Origin of the sequence: Sphingomonas tagetis (assembly GCF_024211275.1) — a bacterium.
Taxonomy (GTDB): domain Bacteria; phylum Pseudomonadota; class Alphaproteobacteria; order Sphingomonadales; family Sphingomonadaceae; genus Sphingomonas; species Sphingomonas tagetis.
In genome coordinates this window covers 116,055-134,510 of sequence record NZ_JAMLDX010000007.1, presented here as the reverse complement: position 1 = coordinate 134,510, position 18,456 = coordinate 116,055, and the positions used below count along the sequence as shown (strand labels likewise).

Here is an 18,456-nt window from a genome sequence, read left to right as displayed (position 1 = left end):
TGGGGCGAGAGTGACTTAACTTACAGTATTGTCAATAGCGGGTTCGGCGGGCCGCTTCCTCAACCGGAGCTTCGGGCTGCCCGATTGCAGCACGCCGCGCCGGAACAGCCGCGCCGCGATGCTGACGGTGATCACCACCCACAAGGCCTGCCAGGCAAGCGCGAGGCCGTGGCGCCACAGCTCGGGCGAGTTGGCGGCGCGCGCGGCCATCGCGAAGGGCGAGCTGAACGGGAACAGCTCGGCCGCGGTCGCCACCCAGCTGTCCGGACTCGCCGCCGCGCCCGAGGCGAAGCCGAACATCGCGACCTGGAAGATGGTGATCGGCAGCGACAGCATCTGCAGCTCGCGCTGGGTCGAGGCCTGCGCCCCGATGCCGAGGAACACCGCGCCGAGCAGCATATAGGCCATCACGAAATAGCCGAAGAACAGCAGCACGAACATCGGCAGCCCGACCGCGGGCACCAGTTCGTCCAACCGTCCGCTGACCTGGACCGGCAACAGCGCGCCGACATTGAAGACGACCGTGCCCCAGAAGGTTAGGAACAGCAACGCGACGCCGAACATGCCGAGCAGCTTGCCGAATAACACGCTTTCCAGCGGGACCGCGGCGGCGAGGATTTCGATGACCTTGTTCGAGCGCTCCTCCGCCATCGTGCCGACCGCCTGTCCCGCGAGCATCAGCGACACCATGAACAGCCCGAACACCGCGAAGAATGCGGCCTGGGTCTGCCCGCCCGCGCTGACGCCAGTGCGCGCAACCGCGACGCGGGTCGGTTCGCTGAGCGCGGTAACCGCGCCGGTCTTCTCGACGCGCAGCACCTGCTCGGCCAGCTCGGCCAGATAGTCGGCGCTGCGCCCGCCCGAAGGGCTGTAGAGGATTTGCGGCTTTTCGAGCGGACCATAAAGAACGGCGGAGACTTCGCGGTCCTTGGCATCGAACATCGCGCGGGCCTGGCGCGCCGCGTCGGGACCGGCCCGTTCGGTGACCAGTGGCGGCGGGCGTTCGCGCTCGCGATAGATGCGCCGCAGCCGCGCGTCGGCGGCGGCGAGCGCCCGTGCGCGGTCGCCCTCGGCGACGATGACCAGCCGCAGCTTGTCGCCGCCGCCCTTCGATATGCTCGCCGCGCCGATCCCGCCGACCGTCCCGAACGCGATCATCAGCAGCGGCGCGAGCAGGAACAGCAGGAAGGTCGGTGTGAACACCGTGGCCACGAAATCGCGGCGGGCGATGGTGAAGGTCTGGCGCGTCACACGGGCGAGGTTGCTCATGCCGCAGCCTCCCCGAGCGCTTCAACGTCCGCGGCTTCGAGCGCCTTGTGGCCGACGATCCTGACGAACACGTCGTGCAGGCTGGGCCGCTCGATCGACAGCCCCGAGATACCGTAGCCCGCATCGATCAGCTTGACGAGCAACGCTTCGATCCCCTCGTCGGGCAAGGTGAAGCGCCAGCCGTCGCCGTCGCGCGCCGCATCGGCGGGCAGCAGTGCAGGCAGCCCGTCATCGGGGAAATGCGGGACGTAATGCGCCTTGAACGGCAAAGTTGCGCGGGCGTCAGCGACCGTGCCCTCGAACCGCACCTTGCCCCCCGCGATGATCGTCAGCCGGTCGCACAGCCGCTCGGCATGCGCCATGACGTGGGTGGAAAAGAGGACCGTCGCGCCGCGGTCACGCTCGGCGAGGATCAGCTTTTCGAGCCGTTCCTGGTTGACCGGGTCGAGGCCGGAAAAGGGTTCGTCGAGAACGAGCAGGTCGGGCTGGTGGACGATCGAGCCGAGCAGCTGCACGAGCTGCGCCATGCCCTTGGAGAGCTTGCGGATCTTCTGGTCGACAGCATGGCCAAGGCCGGCGGCTTCCATCAGTTCGGCGCCGCGCTTGCGCCCGGTCTTCCAGTCGAGTCCGCGCAGCGCGCCCATGAAGGCGATCGCCTGAACCGTCTTCATGCCGGGGTACAGGCCGCGCTCTTCGGGGAGGTAGCCGACCTGGTCGCTCACCTCGCGCGGGCGCTCGTTTCCGAGCACGCGGCGGGTGCCGCCATCGGGTTCGATGATGCCGAGCAGCATGCGCAATGTCGTGGTCTTGCCTGCGCCATTGGGGCCGAGCACGCCATAGATCATGCCCTGCGGCACCGCGATATCGACGCCGTCGACCACGCGCCGCTCGCCGAAGCGCTTGATGAGGCCGGAGGCGGAAACCGCCAAATCACTCTGCAACAGGAATCCCCTTGGCTCTCCCGCCGTGGTAGCGGGCGGCGATGCAGTCCGGCAAGTCACTGGAAGACGCGATCTGCGAAAAGGCGGCCGAGCTGGGCTTTGCCGCATGCGGCATCGCGCTCGCCGACGCGGCGCCGCTGGCGGGCAAGCGGTTGCGCGAATGGCTGGCCGGCGGGCAGCATGGCGGTATGATCTGGATGGAGGAGCGCGCGCACCACCGCGAGTCCCCCGCCGGACTGTGGCCCGAGGTGAAGAGCGTGATCGCGCTGGGGATGAGCTATGCGCCGGGGCACGATCCGCTGGCGTTGGAAGGGGTTGGGGATCGCGGGCGGATTTCGGTCTATGCCCAGGGGGGCGACTATCACGACGTGGTCAAGAAGGCGCTGAAGGCGCTGGGGCGCTGGCTGGCGACGGAGGCGGGGTGCGACCTGAAGGTGTTCGTCGATACCGCGCCGGTGATGGAGAAGCCGCTGGCCGAGGCGGCGGGACTGGGCTGGCAGGGGAAGCACACCAACCTCGTCAGCCGCGAGCATGGCAGCTGGCTGTTTCTGGGCGCGATCTACACGACGCTGGAACTAGTGCCGAACCGATCGGGACGCGATACCTGCGGGTCGTGCACCGCATGCCAGACGGCTTGCCCGACCGATGCCTTTCCGGCGCCATACCGGCTCGATGCGCGGCGGTGCATTTCGTACCTGACGATCGAGCATTCGGGGGCTATTCCGCTCGAGTTCCGTGAGGCCATCGGCAACCGCATCTATGGCTGCGATGATTGCCTCGCGGTGTGCCCGTGGAACAAGTTCGCGGACGCCGCCGCCGCCAACTTCGCCTTCGCACCGCGTGCCGAGCTGACCGCGCCGGAACTCAAGGACCTGCTGGCACTCGACGATGCGAGGTTCAGGCAGGTGTTCTCGGGATCGCCGATCAAGCGGATCGGACGAAACCGGATGGTGCGCAACTGCCTGATCGCGGCGGGGAACAGCGGCGATTTCGCGCTGATCGGGCCGGTGGAAACCCTGCTCAGCGATCCCGATCCGGTGGTGCGCGAGGCGGCGGAATGGGCGCTGAGCAAGCTCAGCGGGTCGCCCGCCCCGCCCTGAGCGCGGCGGCGCAGCTCGACTGGTCGATCGGACTGCCGTCGCGCTGGCGCGTCTCGGCGAAGGTGACGGTGGGATCGCCGCGGCCCGATTTGGGCGGGTAGAGATAGGCGTCGAGCACGCAGATCGGGCCGCCGAACTGGAGCTTGCGCGCGCTCCCCTCGCTGACGTCGAGCAGCGGCTTGCCGAATTGCGCGACGAGGCCCGCGGCGCTCTGGCCGAGCACGGTGGTGAGCGCGGCCATGCCCGGCTGCGGCACCGGGATCGGCGCGGCGCGGGCGATCGGCGGCGTGTTGCCGGCGCCGCAACCCGCAAGCAGCACCAGCGCCGCCAGCCCGAAGAAAATTCTCATTTGCCGGTCCTCCGGTGAAACAGGTGCGTCGCCATCGCCGCGCCGAGGACCGGGGCGACGAAATTGACGAACGGCACGAAGAACAGCGCGGTCCCCGCCGCGCCCAGTGCGAAGCGCGACGCGCGCGTCGTTGCGCGCCAGCGTTGCAGCTCGGCGGCGGGCATGTGGCGGGCCGCGACCATGTCGCCGAGATCGCGGCCCAACAGCCAGCTGTTGACGAGGAAGAAGGCGACCGCGGTGCCGACCCCGGTGACGAGCAGCAGCAGATAGAGCGGGGCGAACAGCAGGTTGATCAGCAGCGCGCGGCCCGCCGAGCGCAGCCCCATCGCAGCCGAGCGCGCGAATGACACGCCGCACGCCTCGGCGAAGCGCGCCGGATAGTGTTTCGCCTCGACCGCATGGACGACCTCGTCGGCGAAGACGCCGGTCACCGCGACGGCGATGGCGCGGAACAACAGCCAGGCGCTTAGGATCGCGACGATCACTGCGGCCGCACCGGCGAGATCGGCCATGCCGTCGCTGGCGGCGAACCAGTGCGCGGCGAGCCAGCGCGTGCCCCACACCAGCGCCGCGGCGAAGGCGGCGAAGATCGCCAGCGTCACCAGCATCGACTTGGCCAGCACCGCGAGGATACGCCGGTCGCCGAGCTGGCGGACCGAGAGGAACAGCGCGTTCAGCATCGCGCGACTGGATGCGGGGCAGGGTCGCCCAAGTCAACGCGGTTGCGCCCGCGCGCAGCCTCAACTAGGCGCGCGGACAATCGATTCCACCGGAGATCCAAGTGACCGCAGCCACTCATGACGTCGTCGCCATCGGCAACGCCATCGTCGACATCCTCGCCCAGGCGGAGGACAGCTTCATCGAGGAGATCGGCGTCGCCAAGGGCTCGATGCAGCTGATGTTCTCGCCCGAGGAAGCTGACGCGCTGTACGCCAAGATGGGGCCGGGGCGCGAGGTTTCGGGCGGGTCGGCGGCGAACACCGTCGCGGGCATGGCCGCGCTGGGCAGCCGCACCGCCTTCATCGGCCAGGTCGCCGACGACCAGCTGGGGCAGGTGTTCGGGCACGACCTGCGCGCTGCGGGGGTCGATTTCGGCACCGCGGTGCGCGGCGGCCAGCCGACCACGGCGCGCTGCCTGATCTTCGTGACGCCCGACGGGCAGCGCACGATGAACACCTTCCTTGGCGCGTCGCAGTTCCTGCCCGAGGCGGCGCTCGACCGCGGCCTGATCGCGGGCGGCGCGATCCTGTATCTCGAAGGTTATCTGTGGGACCCCGAGGAACCGCGCCAGGCGATGCGAGCGGCGATCCAGATCGCGCGCGACGCCGGGCGCAAGGTCGCCTTCACGCTGTCGGACGTGTTCTGCATCTCGCGCCATGGCGGCGATTTCCGCGCGCTGATCGCCGAAGGGCTGGTCGATATCCTCTTCGCCAACGAGAATGAGCTGCTGGCGCTGGCCGAGGGCGAGGATTTCGAGGCGGCGGTGGCGAAGGTGTCGGCCCAGGTGCCGGTGCTGGTGGTGACGCGCAGCGACAAGGGCGCGATCGCAGTGGCCCATGGCGAGCGTGTCGCAGTACCGGCCGAGCCGATCGAGAAGGTGGTCGACACGACCGGCGCGGGCGATTTGTTCGCGGCAGGCTTCCTTCACGGGCAGGCGCAGGGCTGGGACGTCGAGAAGTCGTTGAAGCTGGGCGCGGCGTGCGCGGCGGAGATCATCTCGCATTACGGCGCACGGCCGGAGGCGGATTTGAAGGCGGTTGCTGCCAAGCTGGGCTGAGGTTTGCGGCGGGTTTGAAGCGCGCATCCCTGTGGGGTGCGCCCTTTTCGCTGCGTATGAAACGTGGCGAATGTTGTCCACACGGACTGCGGTGGCGGGCGGCGTGCCGAAGTTTGTACCCGGTGCCACGTTGCACGGTGCGGTGATTGAACCATAATGGCAAAGAGCGGCGATCGGAGCGATCGGCGCGAGGGAAGCCCAAAAATCCGACGTGTATCCAACAATTGGGCGGCCGGTTTTGGGTCACGGAAGCGGAATGGCGGCTTATGGGCCACGAGAAGGGACAAAAGCCCTAACTTCAGCTTCATCACCCCACGACACATGCCTGGCCTGCTGTCGGTTGGTGCTTGATCGCGGGGCGGTGGGATGTTGGAGTTAGCTCGCTCGCCCGCACGCTTCAGGTTGGAAGTGCCGTCCTGAATGCGGCCCCCCGGCAGCAACGAAAAAGGGCGGCCGATGGGCCGCCCTTTCTCTTTTTAGCGTTGTGTTGGGTCAGAACTTGAAGTTCGCCCCCGCGCGGAAGGTCCGGCCGATCAGGCCCGGCAGATGCCAGGAGGCCAGGTAGTTCGGCTGAGTCGTGTAGAGCGTGTTCGCGTAAAGCGGCGCCTTCGAGTTCGTGACGTTGCCGACGAACATGAAGAAGCTGAACTTGTCGTTCACTTCCACCGTCGCGTTCAGGTCCGCATAGATGAAGCGGTTGATCTTGCAGAAGGAATTGCCGCCGGCGGCATCCTTGTAGAGCGTAGCCGCGCACGACGTGTCCAAATTGCCTTGGTCCGTCGCGACCCCCTTCATGCTGCCCACATAATAGGTCGTCGCGGTCAGCGAGAGCGGACCCATGATCAGGGTGTTCTGCCAGTTGCCGCGCCACTTCGGCGTGCCGCCGCCGGACGAGAGATCCGCCGGCCCGACCGAGCCGGTGAAACGCTGTACCTGGCCGTTGGCGAGGTGACGGTTGAAGATCAACGTGGCCTGAAGGTCCAAGCGGGACTCAAACCTGACGTCCTCGCTGAGATCGAACCGCGCATTGGCGCCGAACTGTAGACCGGTCGTAAGGTCGTATGCGGAGTTTACATAAGGCGCGTTGACCACCAGCAAGCGGGGCAGCGAGTTCAGCGCGAAGGGATCGGCGCCATCGATGACGTTGCACGAATATCCAGCCCCGACCGCCGCCACCGCGGCGCATCCTGCCGTCGAAGCCGCCGCCGCCGAGGCGAAGGTCTGGCCAGAGACCGAATAATAGGCAGCGATCGCATCGCCCGCCAGCGGTCCGGCCGTGATCAGCCCCTGCTTCTTCACGTTGAAATAATCGACGGTGAAGCTGATGTTCCGCGTCGGCTCGAATACCGCACCGGCGGTGAAGCTGCGCGACGTTTCGGGCTGGATGTCTGGATTACCCACGAAACCGCGTCCCACCGAGTATGGCGCGAAATAGGAGGCGTTGGCGGCGTGCGCTGCCTGGAAGGCGGCCGGCGGCGTGAAGCCGACAAAGCCAGAGAAGGAACTGCGCGGATCGATCTCGGCGAAGGTCGGGGCACGGAACCCTTGCGAATAGGTACCCCGGATCGAGATTTCTCGGATCGGCGAGAACTTCGCGCCAATCTTTGGCGAGAAGCGGCTGAACCCTTCCGAATAGCTGTCGTAGCGGCCCGACGCGTTGACCTCGAGCGAGTCGAGGATCGGCGCGCTAATTTCGAAATAAGCGGCCCACACGTCGCGGTCGCCAAATGCCTGCGCGGTCGACAGGCCCGGCACGTCGAGGTTCGGGTTGGCGCTGCGATTGGTCAGCTTTTCCTTGCGGTACTGCCCGCCGACTGCGATCTGAAGATCGCCGCCCGGCAGCGTGAACAGGCTGCGGCTGATCGACGCGTCGATCGTGGTCTCCTGCGAGTTCGACAGCGAGGTGATCGGCGGCAACACCGCATCACGCACCGCCTGCGAGTTCAGGCTGGGATTGACGAAATTGTACGAGCCGGTGTTGATCGCCTGCACAAGGCCGTTGAGATTGGCAAACCCGGTCTGGACGAGCCGCAGGTCGTCGCGCGAATAGCCGGCCTCGATGTTCCACCGCCAAGTGTCGCCGATCGTTCCGCGCAAGCCGCCGGTGATACGGTACAGCTCGTTCGTGCGGACCGAGCCGGCCTTCACGTCGCCGAACAGGTAATAGATGCGCGCGGCACCGTTTGCCGGATCATTGGCGAACGCGGCGGCATAGGGGTTGTTCGGGTTCAACGTGCGACCCGGCGTCGCCGGATTGGCGCAGTTCACCCCCGACGGGCAGATCCACACAGGCAGCACGATGCCGGGGTTCGTCGTGGAAGTCGCCGGTGAGCCGCCGAACGCCTGGTTCTGGCGGATACCGCGCGGCAACAGGGTGATATCGACCTTGTTGTGCGAATAACTGCCAGCGACATAGCCCTCGATCGCGTCGCTCACGCGGAAGCTGAACCGTGCAACACCGGCATAGCGCTCCTGCGGCGGCATGATCTGGACATATTCCCGGGTCAAATCATGCGCACACGCCGTACCGACGCGCGCTGAAGTATTTTCCGAGAAGGTGCCGAACTGGCAGCTGGCGAGCGGGGTCAGCGAATTGAAGACAGCCGGGGTGGTGGCGTTCGCCACGCTGCCAGCCAGCGGATTGTTGAGGTTGGTCTGCGTGACACGCGTCACGACGGCATTGGTCGTCGGCGTGGTCAGCGTGTCGTCAGCACGGTTGTTGTCGCGGCCGCCGATGGCGCGCAGGTCCAGCGTGTTGAACGGGAAGCCGCGCGAATCGGCCGTGACCTTTCCGCCTTTTTCATATTCGCCGCCGACATAGACGTTCCAGCCTTGGCTGGCATAATCGCCGAAGCCGGCTAGCAGGTGCGCGCGGTACTTCTGGCCGTCACCCTTTTCCGAAACGCCGGCTTCGGCGCCGCCTTCGATCCCGACATATTGCTTGCGCGTGATGATGTTCACCACGCCGCCGATCGCATCCGCGCCATAAGTGGACGAGGCGCCGTCCTTGAGGACTTCGACACGCTCGAGGTTGACCTGCGGAATGCTGGAGAGATCGACATAGCTATTGTGACCGTCGTCGCTGAGCGGGAAGTTGGCCGAGCGCAGGCCGTCGACCAGCACCAGCGTCGAGGAGACGCCGAGGTTGCGCAGCGACACGGCCGAACCGCCCGCCGAGAAGCCGCTGGTGAAGCCGACGCCGATCGAGCCCGCGCCGTCGGCCGACGCCTGACGGATCGCGTCGGCCATGTTGGTGACGCCGGCGCGATCAAGCGTCTCGGCGCTGATAACGGTGACGGGCGAGGGGGTGTCGGTGTCGGCGCGGCTCAGGAGCGAACCAGTGACGACGATGGTGTCTTCCGACCCGGCGTCCGAAGACTGCGTGTCCACAGGCGCGGGCGGCGCGCTCTGAGCGAGCGCGGGCGTGACGCAAAGACTGATACCGCTCAGCGCAAGCGCAGACATTCCGACAGTGCCACGCAGCAGCGCGGCCCATGAAACCGTTTTCATAATGACACCCTTTCAATGCAGGGCGGCCAGCGCAGTCGATCCGGTTCGCCCCAATCCAATAGCTAAGGTGATGCATACGGGTCGCACACCTGTAAAGCTACGACGTTGTAATGTGTCGTTGAGCCGTCAGATTTGTTGCTGGGTGCCACATATATGCAACACGGTCCTGCTTGGTTGCGGCAGCACGAACTACATTGCTTACTTTAAAGGAGTTCGGCGATCGGTCAGATTGAAGTTCCCGCACGTGAAAGCGGACCGACCGGAGCTCAGAAGAAATGGCGTACTGCTAGAAGACAACTTAGAGCCGTTAGAGGTCATCCTGGCCTTGTGCCGTGATCCAGGGTGCAGCGGGTGCTGGCGATTGAAGCGATAGCGCAGCGCTGGCCTCCCGGTAGATCCCGGCACGAGGCCGGGATGACGGGTCGGCTGGGGTGAGGGGGGAGACGGCGGCTTTTTGGTGGTTGCCGCTGCCGTCGAATGCGGACCTGCGGGCCGCGCACCACCCTCGGCCCCTCCGCTGCATGGGGGAAGGCACACGAAAAAGGGGAGGCCTGAGGCCCCCCCTTTCCGTTTCAGACTTCAACCAAGCGTCAGTGCGTGCCGGGCGGATGCGGCTCGATTTCGGTCACAGCCTCAACCTCGTGGCTCTCGATGATGCCGCGGCCGAGATGGCTGCGGCTGCGGCTGTAGCCATAGTAGATCACCATACCGACCGCGCCCCATATCGGGAGCACCATCATCGCCTCGAGCGGCAAGTTGAAGAACAGAAAGATCGTGCCGAGGATAGTCAGCGGGCCGATCAGCCACAGCGCCGGCGTCTTGAACTTGCGCGGCGTGTCGGCGGCGGTCTTGCGCAGGATCATGACCGCGATGGCGACCATCATGAACGCATAGAGCGTGCCGGCATTGGCGATGTCGGCGAGCTTGCCGACCGGCAGGAACGCTGCGGCGAAGGCGACGACCACGCCGGTGATCGCGGTGATCACATGTGGTGTCTTCCACTTGGGATGCACCTTGCTCCACGATTCGGGGAGCAGGCCGTCGCGGCTCATCACGAACGCCACGCGGGTCTGGCCGAACAGCAGGATCAGGATGACGGAGGGCAGCGCGACGAATGCGGCGATGCCGAGCGCGTTGCCGACGCCCGACCAGCCGATCTGGCGAAGGACGTGCGCGAGCGCTTCGTTCGAGCAGACCAGCGGCAGCGCGTCGGCAGTGTAGGTGGCGCACTGGCGCGCGAGTTCCTCCGAACCGGCGGGGAAGGGCACGCCGTTCGGCCCCATGATCGGCTGGCCGCCCATCGTGCCGATGGCGCCCGCGGCGACGAGGATGTAGAAGACGGTGCAGAACAGGAGCGACCCGATCAGACCGATCGGCACGTTGCGCTGCGGATCCTTGGTCTCCTCCGCCGCAGTCGAGACCGCGTCGAACCCGACATAGGCGAAGAAGATCGTCGCCGCCGCGCCGACTGCCCCGACGCCCGAACCGAAGCCGCCGAACACGCCGGCCGGGAGGAAGGGATTGAACTTGTCGGTCGAGAAATAGTCGCTCGGCAGGGTCAGGATGATGAATGCGGTGAGCGCGGTCACCTTGATCGCGACCAGCACGGCGTTGACGCGTGCGCTCTCGGTCGTGCCGATCATCAGCAGCCAGGTGATCAGCAGCGCGATCACCACGGCGGGCAGGTTGATGAAGCCGCCCTCGATGCCGCCCAGCGCCAGCGGCGCGCCCGCGAGGAAGGCGGGCAGCTGTATCCCCAGGAACTCGTTCAATATCGTGCCGGTGAAATAGCCGGACCAGCCGACCGACACAGCGCTTGCCGCCACCGCATATTCGAGGACCAGCGCCCAGCCGACGGTCCAGGCGAGCACCTCGCCCATCGTCGCATAGGTATAGGTGTAGGCGGAGCCGGCGACCGGGATCATCGCCGCGATCTCGGCATAGCAGAGCGCGGCGACGATGCAGATCGCGCCGGCGATGGCGAAGGCGAGCATCAGGCCCGGACCGGCCTTTTGCGCGCCGGCAGCGGTCAGCACGAAGATGCCGGTGCCGATCACGCAACCGATGCCGAACAAGGTGAGCTGGAACCAGCCCAGCGAGCGATGGAGTGATTTCTTTTCTGCCGTCGCCAATATGGCGTCGAGTGGCTTGACGCGCCCGAATGTCATGCAGCTTCCCCTAAGCCGGCGAGGCCATTGCCTGTCGCCGAGATGCGAATGCCGGGAGCCTAACCGCAAAATGGGGGGGCGCAATCCCCCAACTGCACGGGCTATCGCGCCAGCATTGGACCAGCCAACATGGGACCGAGCGGCTTGCCCGCGAAAACATGGACGTGGAGGTGCGGTACCTCCTGTCCCGAATTGAGCCCGACATTGGCGAGCAGGCGGTAACCCGGCTCGACCGCACCCGCTTCGCGCGCGACCGCGCCGACCGCGCGGACGAACCCGGCGATCTCGGCGTCCGACGCGTTCGCGGAGAAATCGTCCCACGAGACATAGGGGCCGGTCGGGATCACCAGCAGATGCGTCGGCGCGTGCGGGTTGATGTCGTGGAAGGCGATGGCGAATTCGTCTTCATAGACGCGCTTCGAGGGAATCTCGCCCCGCAGGATCTTCGCGAAGACGTTGTTGGGGTCGTAGGGCTCGGTGGCGTCAATCGGCATTTCGGCTGGCCTTTTCATCGATGCCCGACACGCCTTCGCGGCGGGCGAGTTCGGCGCGAACGTCGTCGAGGGTGAGGTCCATGTCTGCCAGCAGCACGAGCAGGTGGAAGATCAGGTCGGCGGCCTCGCCGGTCAGCCCTTCGCGGTCGTCCTGCACCGCGGCGATCGCAGCCTCGACCGCTTCCTCGCCGAGCTTCTGCGCGATCTTGGCGCGGCCCTTGTGGGTGAGCCTGGCGACATAGGAGGAGGCGGAGTCGGCGGTCCGGCGTTCGCGGATCACGACTTCGAGCGTGTCGAGGATGTCGGCCATTGGCGGGCAGTCGGTCAGGCGGGCGCGGCTGTCAATCCTGCAACTGGGCCTGTTTGCGCGCGCGGGCGCGGCGGCGCATCGCGCGCTGGGCGAGCCAGACGCCGCCCGCGGCCATCGCGGCGAGCGCGAGGTCGGACAGTTCGGGCATGGTGCGGCGGGTGACTTCGCCGGTATGCGCGGCGAAGGTCGGCACGGCGCAGAAGACCAGGAAGAAGACGAGCGCGCGGAGCATGGCGGCACTGTAACCGCCGTCCGGTTGCGAAAGTCTTAGTGGCTGCGGACCGGAATGCCGGCGGCGGCGAGCGCGGCATGGGCGTCGGCGATCGTCGCCTCGCCAAAATGGAAGATCGAGGCGGCGAGGACGGCGCTGGCATGGCCGTCGCGGATGCCGGCGACGAGATGGTCGAGGTTGCCGACGCCGCCGCTGGCGACGACCGGGACGGTGACCTGATCGGCGACGGTGCGGATGAAGGTCAGGTCATAGCCGTCGCGCGTGCCGTCGCGGTCCATCGAGGTCAGCAGCAGCTCGCCCGCGCCGAGTTGGGCGAGGTGGAGCGCGTGCGCGACCGCGTCGATGCCGGTGGGCTTGCGGCCGCCATGGGTGAAGACTTCCCAGCGGCCCGGTTCGAGCTGGCGCGCGTCGACCGAGGCGACGACGCACTGGCTGCCGAAGCGGTCGGCGATCTCGCTGACGACTTCGGGTCGCGACACGGCGGCGGAGTTGACCGCGACCTTGTCCGCCCCGGCGAGCAGGAGCGCGCGCGCATCCTCGGCGCTGCGCACGCCGCCGCCCACGGTGACCGGCATGAAGCAGACCTCGGCGGTGCGGCGGACGACGTCGATGATCGTACCGCGTGCCTCGTGGCTGGCGGTGATGTCGAGGAAGCACAGCTCGTCGGCGCCGGCGGCGTCATAGGCGCGCGCCTGCTCGACCGGATCGCCCGCATCGCGCAGATTGACGAAGTTCACGCCCTTGACGACGCGGCCATTGGCGACGTCGAGACAGGGGATGACGCGGGCGCGAACGGTCATGCCGCGGCTTTCAGCGCCTCGGCGAGGTCCAGCCGCCCATCATAGAGCGCGCGGCCGGTGATGACGCCTTCGATGCCCGGCTGGCCGGTCAGCGCGTGGATGTCGTTGATGTCGGCGACGCCGCCGCTGGCGATGACGGGGATCGCGACCTCGGCGGCGAGCGCGAGCGTGGCTTCGACGTTGCAGCCCTTGAGCAGGCCGTCGCGGCCGACATCGGTGAAGAGCAGCGCGGCAACGCCGGCATCCTCGAAGCGGTGGCCGAGTTCGGCGACGGAAACGGTCGAGACGTTCGCCCAGCCTTTCGTGGCGACGAAGCCGTCGCGCGCATCGACCGCGACGACGATGCGGCCGGGGTGGGCGGCGGCGGCTTCGCGGACGAAATCGGGGTCTTCGAGCGCGGCGGTGCCGATCACCACGCGCTCGACACCGATGTCGAGCCAGCGTTCGACCGAGGCGCGGTTGCGGATGCCGCCGCCCAATTGAACCTTGCCGGGGAATTTGGCGACGATCGCGGCGACCGCGCCGCCATTGATCGATTCGCCGGCGAACGCACCATCGAGATCGACGACGTGCAAGTGGGTCGCGCCGGCTTTGGCGAAGGCCTGCGCCTGCGCGGCGGGATCTTCGCCATAGACGGTGGCGCGCGCCATATCGCCCTCGGCGAGGCGGACGACCTGGCCGGACTTCAAGTCGATGGCGGGGAAGACGATCACGGGTTCCACCTTAGAAAGCGTTCGAGGAGGGCGAGGCCGAACGCCTGGCTTTTTTCGGGGTGGAACTGCACCCCGGCGAAATTGTCGCGGCCGACCGCGGCGGTGACGGGGCCGCCATGCTCGGTGGTGGCGAGCACCGCCTCGCCGTCATAGGCGAAGCTGTGGAGGAAATAGGCTTCGCCCGGTTCGATCAGCGGGTGATCGGCGACGGGGATGACGTCGTTCCAGCCCATATGCGGTACGCGGACGTCGTTCGCGGGAAGCTGCCGCACGGTGCCGTCGAGCCAGCCGAGGCCGGGATGGCTGCCGAGTTCCTCGCCGGTCTTCGCCAGCAGCTGCATGCCGACGCACACGCCGAGAAACGGGGCGCCCTCGCGCAGCACGCGCTGCTCCATCGCCTCGACCATGCCGGGAATCGCACGCAGGCCCGACGCGCAGGCGCCGAACGCGCCGACGCCGGGCAGGACGATGCGATCGGCCTTTGCGACGACGGCGGCATCGGCGGTGACCGCGATGTCGCTCGCGCCCGCCGCCTTCAGCGCGTTGTGGACCGAATGGAGATTGCCCGCACCGTAATCGATCAGGGCGATCGCGGTCACAACGTCCCCTTCGTGGAGGGGATCGCATCCGCCTTGCGCGGGTCGATCTCGACTGCCTGCCGCAGCGCGCGGGCGAGGCCCTTGAACGCGGCTTCGGCGATATGGTGGTTGTTCTGGCCGTACAGCGTCTCGACGTGCAGCGTCACGCCCGCGGTCTGCGCGAAGCTGTGGAACCAGTGCTCGAACATCTCGGTGTCCATCTCGCCGAGCCGCTTCTGGGTGAATTCGGTCTTCCACACGAGGAACGGGCGGCCGGAAATGTCGATCGCGACCCGAGTCAGCGTCTCGTCCATCGGGCTGAGCGCATCGGCGTAGCGGCGGATGCCGCGCTTGTCGCCGAGCGCCTGAGCGACCGCCTCGCCGATCGCGAGGCCGGTGTCCTCGACCGTGTGGTGCTGGTCGATATGCAGGTCGCCGACGGTTTTCACCTCGAGATCGATCAGCGAATGGCGCGAAAGCTGTTCGAGCATATGGTCGAAAAAGCCGATGCCGGTGGAGATGGCATAGGCGCCGGTGCCGTCGAGATTCACGCTGACCTCGACCGAGGTCTCGCTGGTCTTGCGGCTGATCGTCGCGGTGCGCATGGGCGCTCCATAGCGCCGGCTCGTCGCCATGCAATGATGCTCCAGCTAGGGCGGCCCCCAATTCAGCTTGGCTGGTCATCTTGACCCTGACCGCAGGGCCGTTAGGTCATGGGCACATGACTGGTAGCGTGCCCGATAGCCTGATTCCCTATGACGAGATCGTGCAGGAGGCACTGCGCGCGGTGGTCGGCCGCGTGCTCGATCAGGTCGCCGCGACCGGCGCGCTGCCCGGGACGCACCATTTCTACATCACGTTCAAGACCCGCGCGCCGGGCGTCGACATTCCCGACCGGCTGATCGAGCGCTTTCCGGACGAGATGACGATCGTCCTCCAGCACCGCTTCTGGGACCTGAAGGTCGATGACGAGCGCTTCTCGGTCGGGCTGTCGTTCAACCAGATCCCGTCGATGCTGGTGATCCCGTTCGCGGCGATCACCGGGTTCCACGATCCGGCGGTGAATTTCGAGCTGCGCTTCCAGGCGGCCGAGGACCCCGACGGCCCCGATCCCCATGACGAGGCCGAGAATGACGGCCCCGCCGCCACGCCGGTCGAGGACGGGTCGAACGTCGTCGCCGTCGACTTCAAGCGCAAGAAATAACGCGATATTCTCGATTTGGGTTGATTGCCGCTACGGCGCGGCTAGGATTCGTCGATGCTGCGCGAATGGTCCGATCTGCCGAGCGACAAAGACCGCCACGCCGCGCGTGCGCTGTTCGACGAGCTGGAGCGGCTGACGCACCGGATCAACGAGGTCGAGCGCGAGTTCAAGCAGCTGACCGGCACGCCGAGCGGCAAGCGGCTCAAGGCGGTGCCCGATGTCGCGACGCTGATCCTGCAGTTCCGCAAGCAGCGCAACAAGCTGTTCCCCGGTCTGTTCGGCGAGCCGGCATGGGACATCTTGCTGTCGCTGGCCGCGCTCGATCCGGCCAAGGCGGAAGCGCCGGTGCTGTCGATCGGCTATGCCGCCGAAGTGCCGCCGACCACGGCGCTGCGCTATCTCGCGATGCTCGAGGCCGCCGGGCTGGTCGAGCGCACGGTCAATCCCGACGACCGCCGCAGCGTGCTGGTGCGGCTGACCGCCGAGGGCCGCGAGAAAGTGCAGCGGATGCTGGAAAAATGGTCGCTGGCGGCGATCGTGGTGGTGGCCGCGCCGCTGGCGCTGCTCGCCGGGTTCTTCCTCCGCTGATCGTCCCTCCTATATTCCGGCTCTAGCGCAAGGCTGGGCGGAATGGAGACTCACATGGCCGATACCCGCACCGAAACCGACTCGATCGGCGCGATCGAGGTGCCGGCGAACGCCTATTGGGGCGCGCAGACGCAGCGCAGCATCGAGAATTTCCCGTTCGGGCCGACCGAGCGGATGCCGGTCGAGATCGTCCATGCGCTGGCGCTGGTGAAGCAGGCAGCGGCGCGGGTGAACCGCCAGCACGGGCTGGATGCGGGTTTGGCCGACGCGATCGAGACCGCGGCGGGCGAGGTCGCTGGGGGCGAGCATGACGATCAGTTCCCGCTGGTGATCTGGCAGACCGGCAGCGGCACTCAATCGAACATGAACGTCAACGAAGTGATCGCTGGACGGGCGAACGAGATTCTGGCGGGCACCCGCGGCGGGAAGTCGCCGGTGCATCCCAACGATCACGTCAATATGAGCCAGTCGTCGAACGACAGCTTCCCGACCGCGCTGCACGTCGCGGCTGCGCTGGCGGTGGAGAAACGGTTGATCCCGGCACTCGATCGGCTGTGCGGATCGGCAACGCGGGCAGCGATCGAGTGGCAGGATATCGTCAAGATCGGCCGCACTCACCTTCAAGACGCTACGCCGCTCACGCTGGGGCAAGAGTTCAGCGGATATGTTCAGCAGCTGCGGGACAATTATCAGCGAATCCGTTCGGTCGAGCCGAGGCTGAGGAGGCTCGCGCAAGGCGGGACCGCAGTGGGTACCGGCCTTAACGCGCCGTCCGGTTTCGCCGAGGATATTGCAGCAGCGATTTCCGAAGTGGCCGACTTTTCGTTTGAGACGGCGCCCAACAAGTTCGAGGCGCTGGCTTCCAACGACACGCTGGTCGAACTCTCGGGCACGCTCAACACGCTCGCCGTGGCGCTGACCAAGATCGCCAATGACATCCGCCTGCTCGGCAGCGGTCCGCGCTCGGGCCTCGGCGAACTCGAACTGCCGGCCAACGAGCCGGGCAGCTCGATCATGCCGGGCAAGGTCAATCCGACTCAATGCGAGATGCTGACGATGGTCGCGGCGCAGGTGATCGGCAATCATCAGGCGGTGACGGTCGGGGGTATGCAGGGGCATCTCGAACTCAACGTGTTCAAGCCGATGATCGGCGCGGCGGTGCTGCGCTCGATCCATCTGCTGAGCGTCGGGATGGAGAGCTTCGCCGAGCGCTGCGTCGAGGGGCTGGTGGCCAATGAGGGTCGCATCGCCGAACTGGTCGAGCGCTCGCTAATGCTGGTGACCGCGCTGGCGCCCGAGATCGGCTATGACAATGCCGCCAGGATCGCCAAGACCGCGCACGAGCAGGGGCTGACGCTGCGCGAGGCGGGGCTGAAGCTGGGACTGGTCGATGAAGCGACATTCGACCGGCTGGTGCGGCCCGAAACGATGATCGGGAACCGCTGAGCGCTTCGCCGGGTTGATAGCGCAACTCAGGCCAAAGGATTTGAAATGATCGGGAAAATCATCGGCGCGCTGGTCGGGCGCGAGATCGACCAGCGCGATGGTCAGGGCGGCGTCAAGGGCGCCGCGCTCGGCTGGATGGCAGCGGGCGCGCTGCGGCGCATGGGGCCGCTTGGCCTCGCGCTGGGCGGCGCCTACGTCGCCAAGAAGGCGTATGATCGCCGAAAAGCGGCGCGAAGCGTCTGACGAATCCTTGACGGACGGGCCATGGCCGCGCCAATGGCGGCCATGGCGGTTCGCGAATCCGAATATGAGTTCGACCGGCGTGGGGTGCTGTTCGTGCTCTCGTCGCCCTCGGGCGCGGGCAAATCCACCATTGCGCGCAAGCTGCTCGAGGCCGAGCCCGGCATGGGCGTGTCGGTCTCCGCGACCACGCGGCCGATCCGTGCGGGCGAGCAGGACGGGCGCGAATATCATTTCCTGTCGACCGAGGAATTCAAGGCGCGCGCGGCGCGGCACGAGTTCCTCGAATGGGCGCATGTCTTCAACTATCGCTACGGCACGCCGCGCGCGCCGGTGAAGCAGATGCTGGCCGACGGGCAGGACGTACTTTTCGACGTCGACTGGCAGGGCGCGCAGCAGCTGTTCCAGCTGGAGGGCGGCGACGTCGTCCGCATCTTCATCGTACCGCCGTCGTTGACCGAGCTTGAGCGCCGCCTGCGCGACCGCGCGACCGACAGCGAGGAAGTCATCCAGTTCCGCATGAAGCGCGCCGAGCGCGAGCTGAGCCACTGGGACGGCTATGACTATGTCGTGGTCAACGACGATCTCGACGGCTGTTTCGAGAAGGTCCGCACGATCCTGAAGGCGGAGCGCGAGAAACGATCGCGCAAGCCGGGGCTGATCGGGTTCATCCGCGAGCGGCAGGAAGAGGCGATCGCGATGGGGCTGGCGACGAGGTAGTTTATCCTCCCCCGCCA

Annotated in this window: 20 protein-coding genes; 7 read left to right on the top strand and 13 right to left on the bottom strand. The window is 66.8% G+C overall.

The window, feature by feature from the left end; translation table 11 throughout:
* Positions 1–15: 15 nt before the first annotated feature.
* Positions 16–1,269, bottom strand: a complete 1,254-nt coding sequence (locus M9978_RS11005; protein ID WP_254293092.1) for an ABC transporter permease — start codon at positions 1,267–1,269, stop codon at positions 16–18.
* Positions 1,266–2,210 carry an ABC transporter ATP-binding protein gene (locus M9978_RS11000; protein WP_254293091.1) on the bottom strand — a complete coding sequence of 315 codons (945 nt, stop codon included), beginning with the start codon at positions 2,208–2,210 and terminating at the stop codon, positions 1,266–1,268. Before M9978_RS11000 ends, M9978_RS11005 begins: the two co-directional genes overlap by 4 nt.
* 41 nt (positions 2,211–2,251) lie before the next feature.
* Here M9978_RS11000 and queG point away from each other — a divergent pair, with 41 nt between their 5' ends.
* Positions 2,252–3,310, top strand: a complete 1,059-nt coding sequence (gene queG / locus M9978_RS10995; RefSeq protein WP_254293090.1) for a tRNA epoxyqueuosine(34) reductase QueG — start codon at positions 2,252–2,254, stop codon at positions 3,308–3,310.
* Here queG and M9978_RS10990 read toward each other — a convergent pair.
* Positions 3,285–3,659: a hypothetical protein gene (locus M9978_RS10990; RefSeq protein ID WP_254293089.1), complete on the bottom strand. Its 375-nt coding sequence runs from the start codon at positions 3,657–3,659 to the stop codon at positions 3,285–3,287. The genes queG and M9978_RS10990 overlap by 26 nt on opposite strands.
* A complete protein-coding gene (locus M9978_RS10985; RefSeq protein ID WP_254293088.1) occupies positions 3,656–4,339 on the bottom strand; it encodes an EI24 domain-containing protein in 684 nt (227 codons plus the stop codon). Before M9978_RS10985 ends, M9978_RS10990 begins: the two co-directional genes overlap by 4 nt.
* Before the next feature lie 101 nt (positions 4,340–4,440).
* Between M9978_RS10985 and M9978_RS10980 the strand changes: the two genes are divergently transcribed.
* Positions 4,441–5,436 (top strand): adenosine kinase, encoded by a 996-nt coding sequence (locus M9978_RS10980; protein ID WP_254293087.1) that lies wholly within the window; start codon positions 4,441–4,443, stop codon positions 5,434–5,436.
* Positions 5,437–5,928: 492 nt separating this feature from the next.
* On the opposite strand, the gene M9978_RS10975 is transcribed toward M9978_RS10980, so the two are convergent.
* The 9 genes from M9978_RS10975 to hisB form a co-directional block, all read right to left on the bottom strand.
* Positions 5,929–8,901 carry a TonB-dependent receptor plug domain-containing protein gene (locus tag M9978_RS10975; protein WP_254293086.1) on the bottom strand — a complete coding sequence of 991 codons (2,973 nt, stop codon included), beginning with the start codon at positions 8,899–8,901 and terminating at the stop codon, positions 5,929–5,931.
* 635 nt (positions 8,902–9,536) lie between these two features.
* Complete coding sequence (locus tag M9978_RS10970; protein WP_254293085.1) at positions 9,537–11,114, bottom strand: amino acid permease; 1,578 nt, start codon at positions 11,112–11,114, stop codon at positions 9,537–9,539.
* Between the two features lie 101 nt (positions 11,115–11,215).
* Entirely contained in the window at positions 11,216–11,608 is a 393-nt protein-coding gene (locus M9978_RS10965; protein ID WP_254293084.1) for a histidine triad nucleotide-binding protein, read from the bottom strand.
* Complete coding sequence (locus M9978_RS10960; protein WP_254293083.1) at positions 11,598–11,918, bottom strand: phosphoribosyl-ATP diphosphatase; 321 nt, start codon at positions 11,916–11,918, stop codon at positions 11,598–11,600. Before M9978_RS10960 ends, M9978_RS10965 begins: the two co-directional genes overlap by 11 nt.
* Before the next feature lie 31 nt (positions 11,919–11,949).
* A complete protein-coding gene (locus M9978_RS10955) occupies positions 11,950–12,150 on the bottom strand; it encodes a hypothetical protein (RefSeq protein WP_254293082.1) in 201 nt (66 codons plus the stop codon).
* Positions 12,151–12,185: 35 nt separating this feature from the next.
* Positions 12,186–12,950 (bottom strand): imidazole glycerol phosphate synthase subunit HisF, encoded by a 765-nt coding sequence (gene hisF / locus M9978_RS10950; protein ID WP_254293081.1) that lies wholly within the window; start codon positions 12,948–12,950, stop codon positions 12,186–12,188.
* Positions 12,947–13,663: a 1-(5-phosphoribosyl)-5-[(5-phosphoribosylamino)methylideneamino]imidazole-4-carboxamide isomerase gene (gene hisA, locus M9978_RS10945; RefSeq protein WP_436977183.1), complete on the bottom strand. Its 717-nt coding sequence runs from the start codon at positions 13,661–13,663 to the stop codon at positions 12,947–12,949. The genes hisF and hisA overlap by 4 nt, the downstream gene beginning before the upstream one ends.
* Positions 13,660–14,262: an imidazole glycerol phosphate synthase subunit HisH gene (gene hisH, locus M9978_RS10940; RefSeq protein WP_254293079.1), complete on the bottom strand. Its 603-nt coding sequence runs from the start codon at positions 14,260–14,262 to the stop codon at positions 13,660–13,662. The genes hisA and hisH overlap by 4 nt, the downstream gene beginning before the upstream one ends.
* Positions 14,259–14,846, bottom strand: coding sequence for an imidazoleglycerol-phosphate dehydratase HisB (hisB, locus tag M9978_RS10935; protein WP_254293078.1), 588 nt, complete (start codon positions 14,844–14,846; stop codon positions 14,259–14,261). Before hisB ends, hisH begins: the two co-directional genes overlap by 4 nt.
* Before the next feature lie 116 nt (positions 14,847–14,962).
* Between hisB and M9978_RS10930 the strand changes: the two genes are divergently transcribed.
* Genes M9978_RS10930 through gmk form a run of 5 tightly spaced genes read left to right on the top strand, consistent with a single transcriptional unit; the run spans position 14,963 to position 18,439 of the window.
* Positions 14,963–15,445 carry an SspB family protein gene (locus tag M9978_RS10930; protein ID WP_254293077.1) on the top strand — a complete coding sequence of 161 codons (483 nt, stop codon included), beginning with the start codon at positions 14,963–14,965 and terminating at the stop codon, positions 15,443–15,445.
* 54 nt (positions 15,446–15,499) lie between these two features.
* The gene (locus M9978_RS10925; protein WP_254293076.1) at positions 15,500–16,033 is read left to right on the top strand and encodes a winged helix DNA-binding protein; all 534 of its coding nucleotides are present in this window, start codon (positions 15,500–15,502) and stop codon (positions 16,031–16,033) included.
* A 54-nt stretch (positions 16,034–16,087) separates the two neighbouring features.
* A complete protein-coding gene (gene fumC / locus M9978_RS10920; protein WP_254293075.1) occupies positions 16,088–17,479 on the top strand; it encodes a class II fumarate hydratase in 1,392 nt (463 codons plus the stop codon).
* A gap of 45 nt (positions 17,480–17,524) precedes the next feature.
* On the top strand, positions 17,525–17,722 hold the full coding sequence (locus tag M9978_RS10915; protein WP_254293074.1) for a hypothetical protein: 198 nt from the start codon (positions 17,525–17,527) through the stop codon (positions 17,720–17,722).
* 42 nt (positions 17,723–17,764) lie between these two features.
* Positions 17,765–18,439: a guanylate kinase gene (gene gmk, locus M9978_RS10910; protein ID WP_254293073.1), complete on the top strand. Its 675-nt coding sequence runs from the start codon at positions 17,765–17,767 to the stop codon at positions 18,437–18,439.
* The last annotated feature ends 17 nt before the right edge of the window (positions 18,440–18,456 follow it).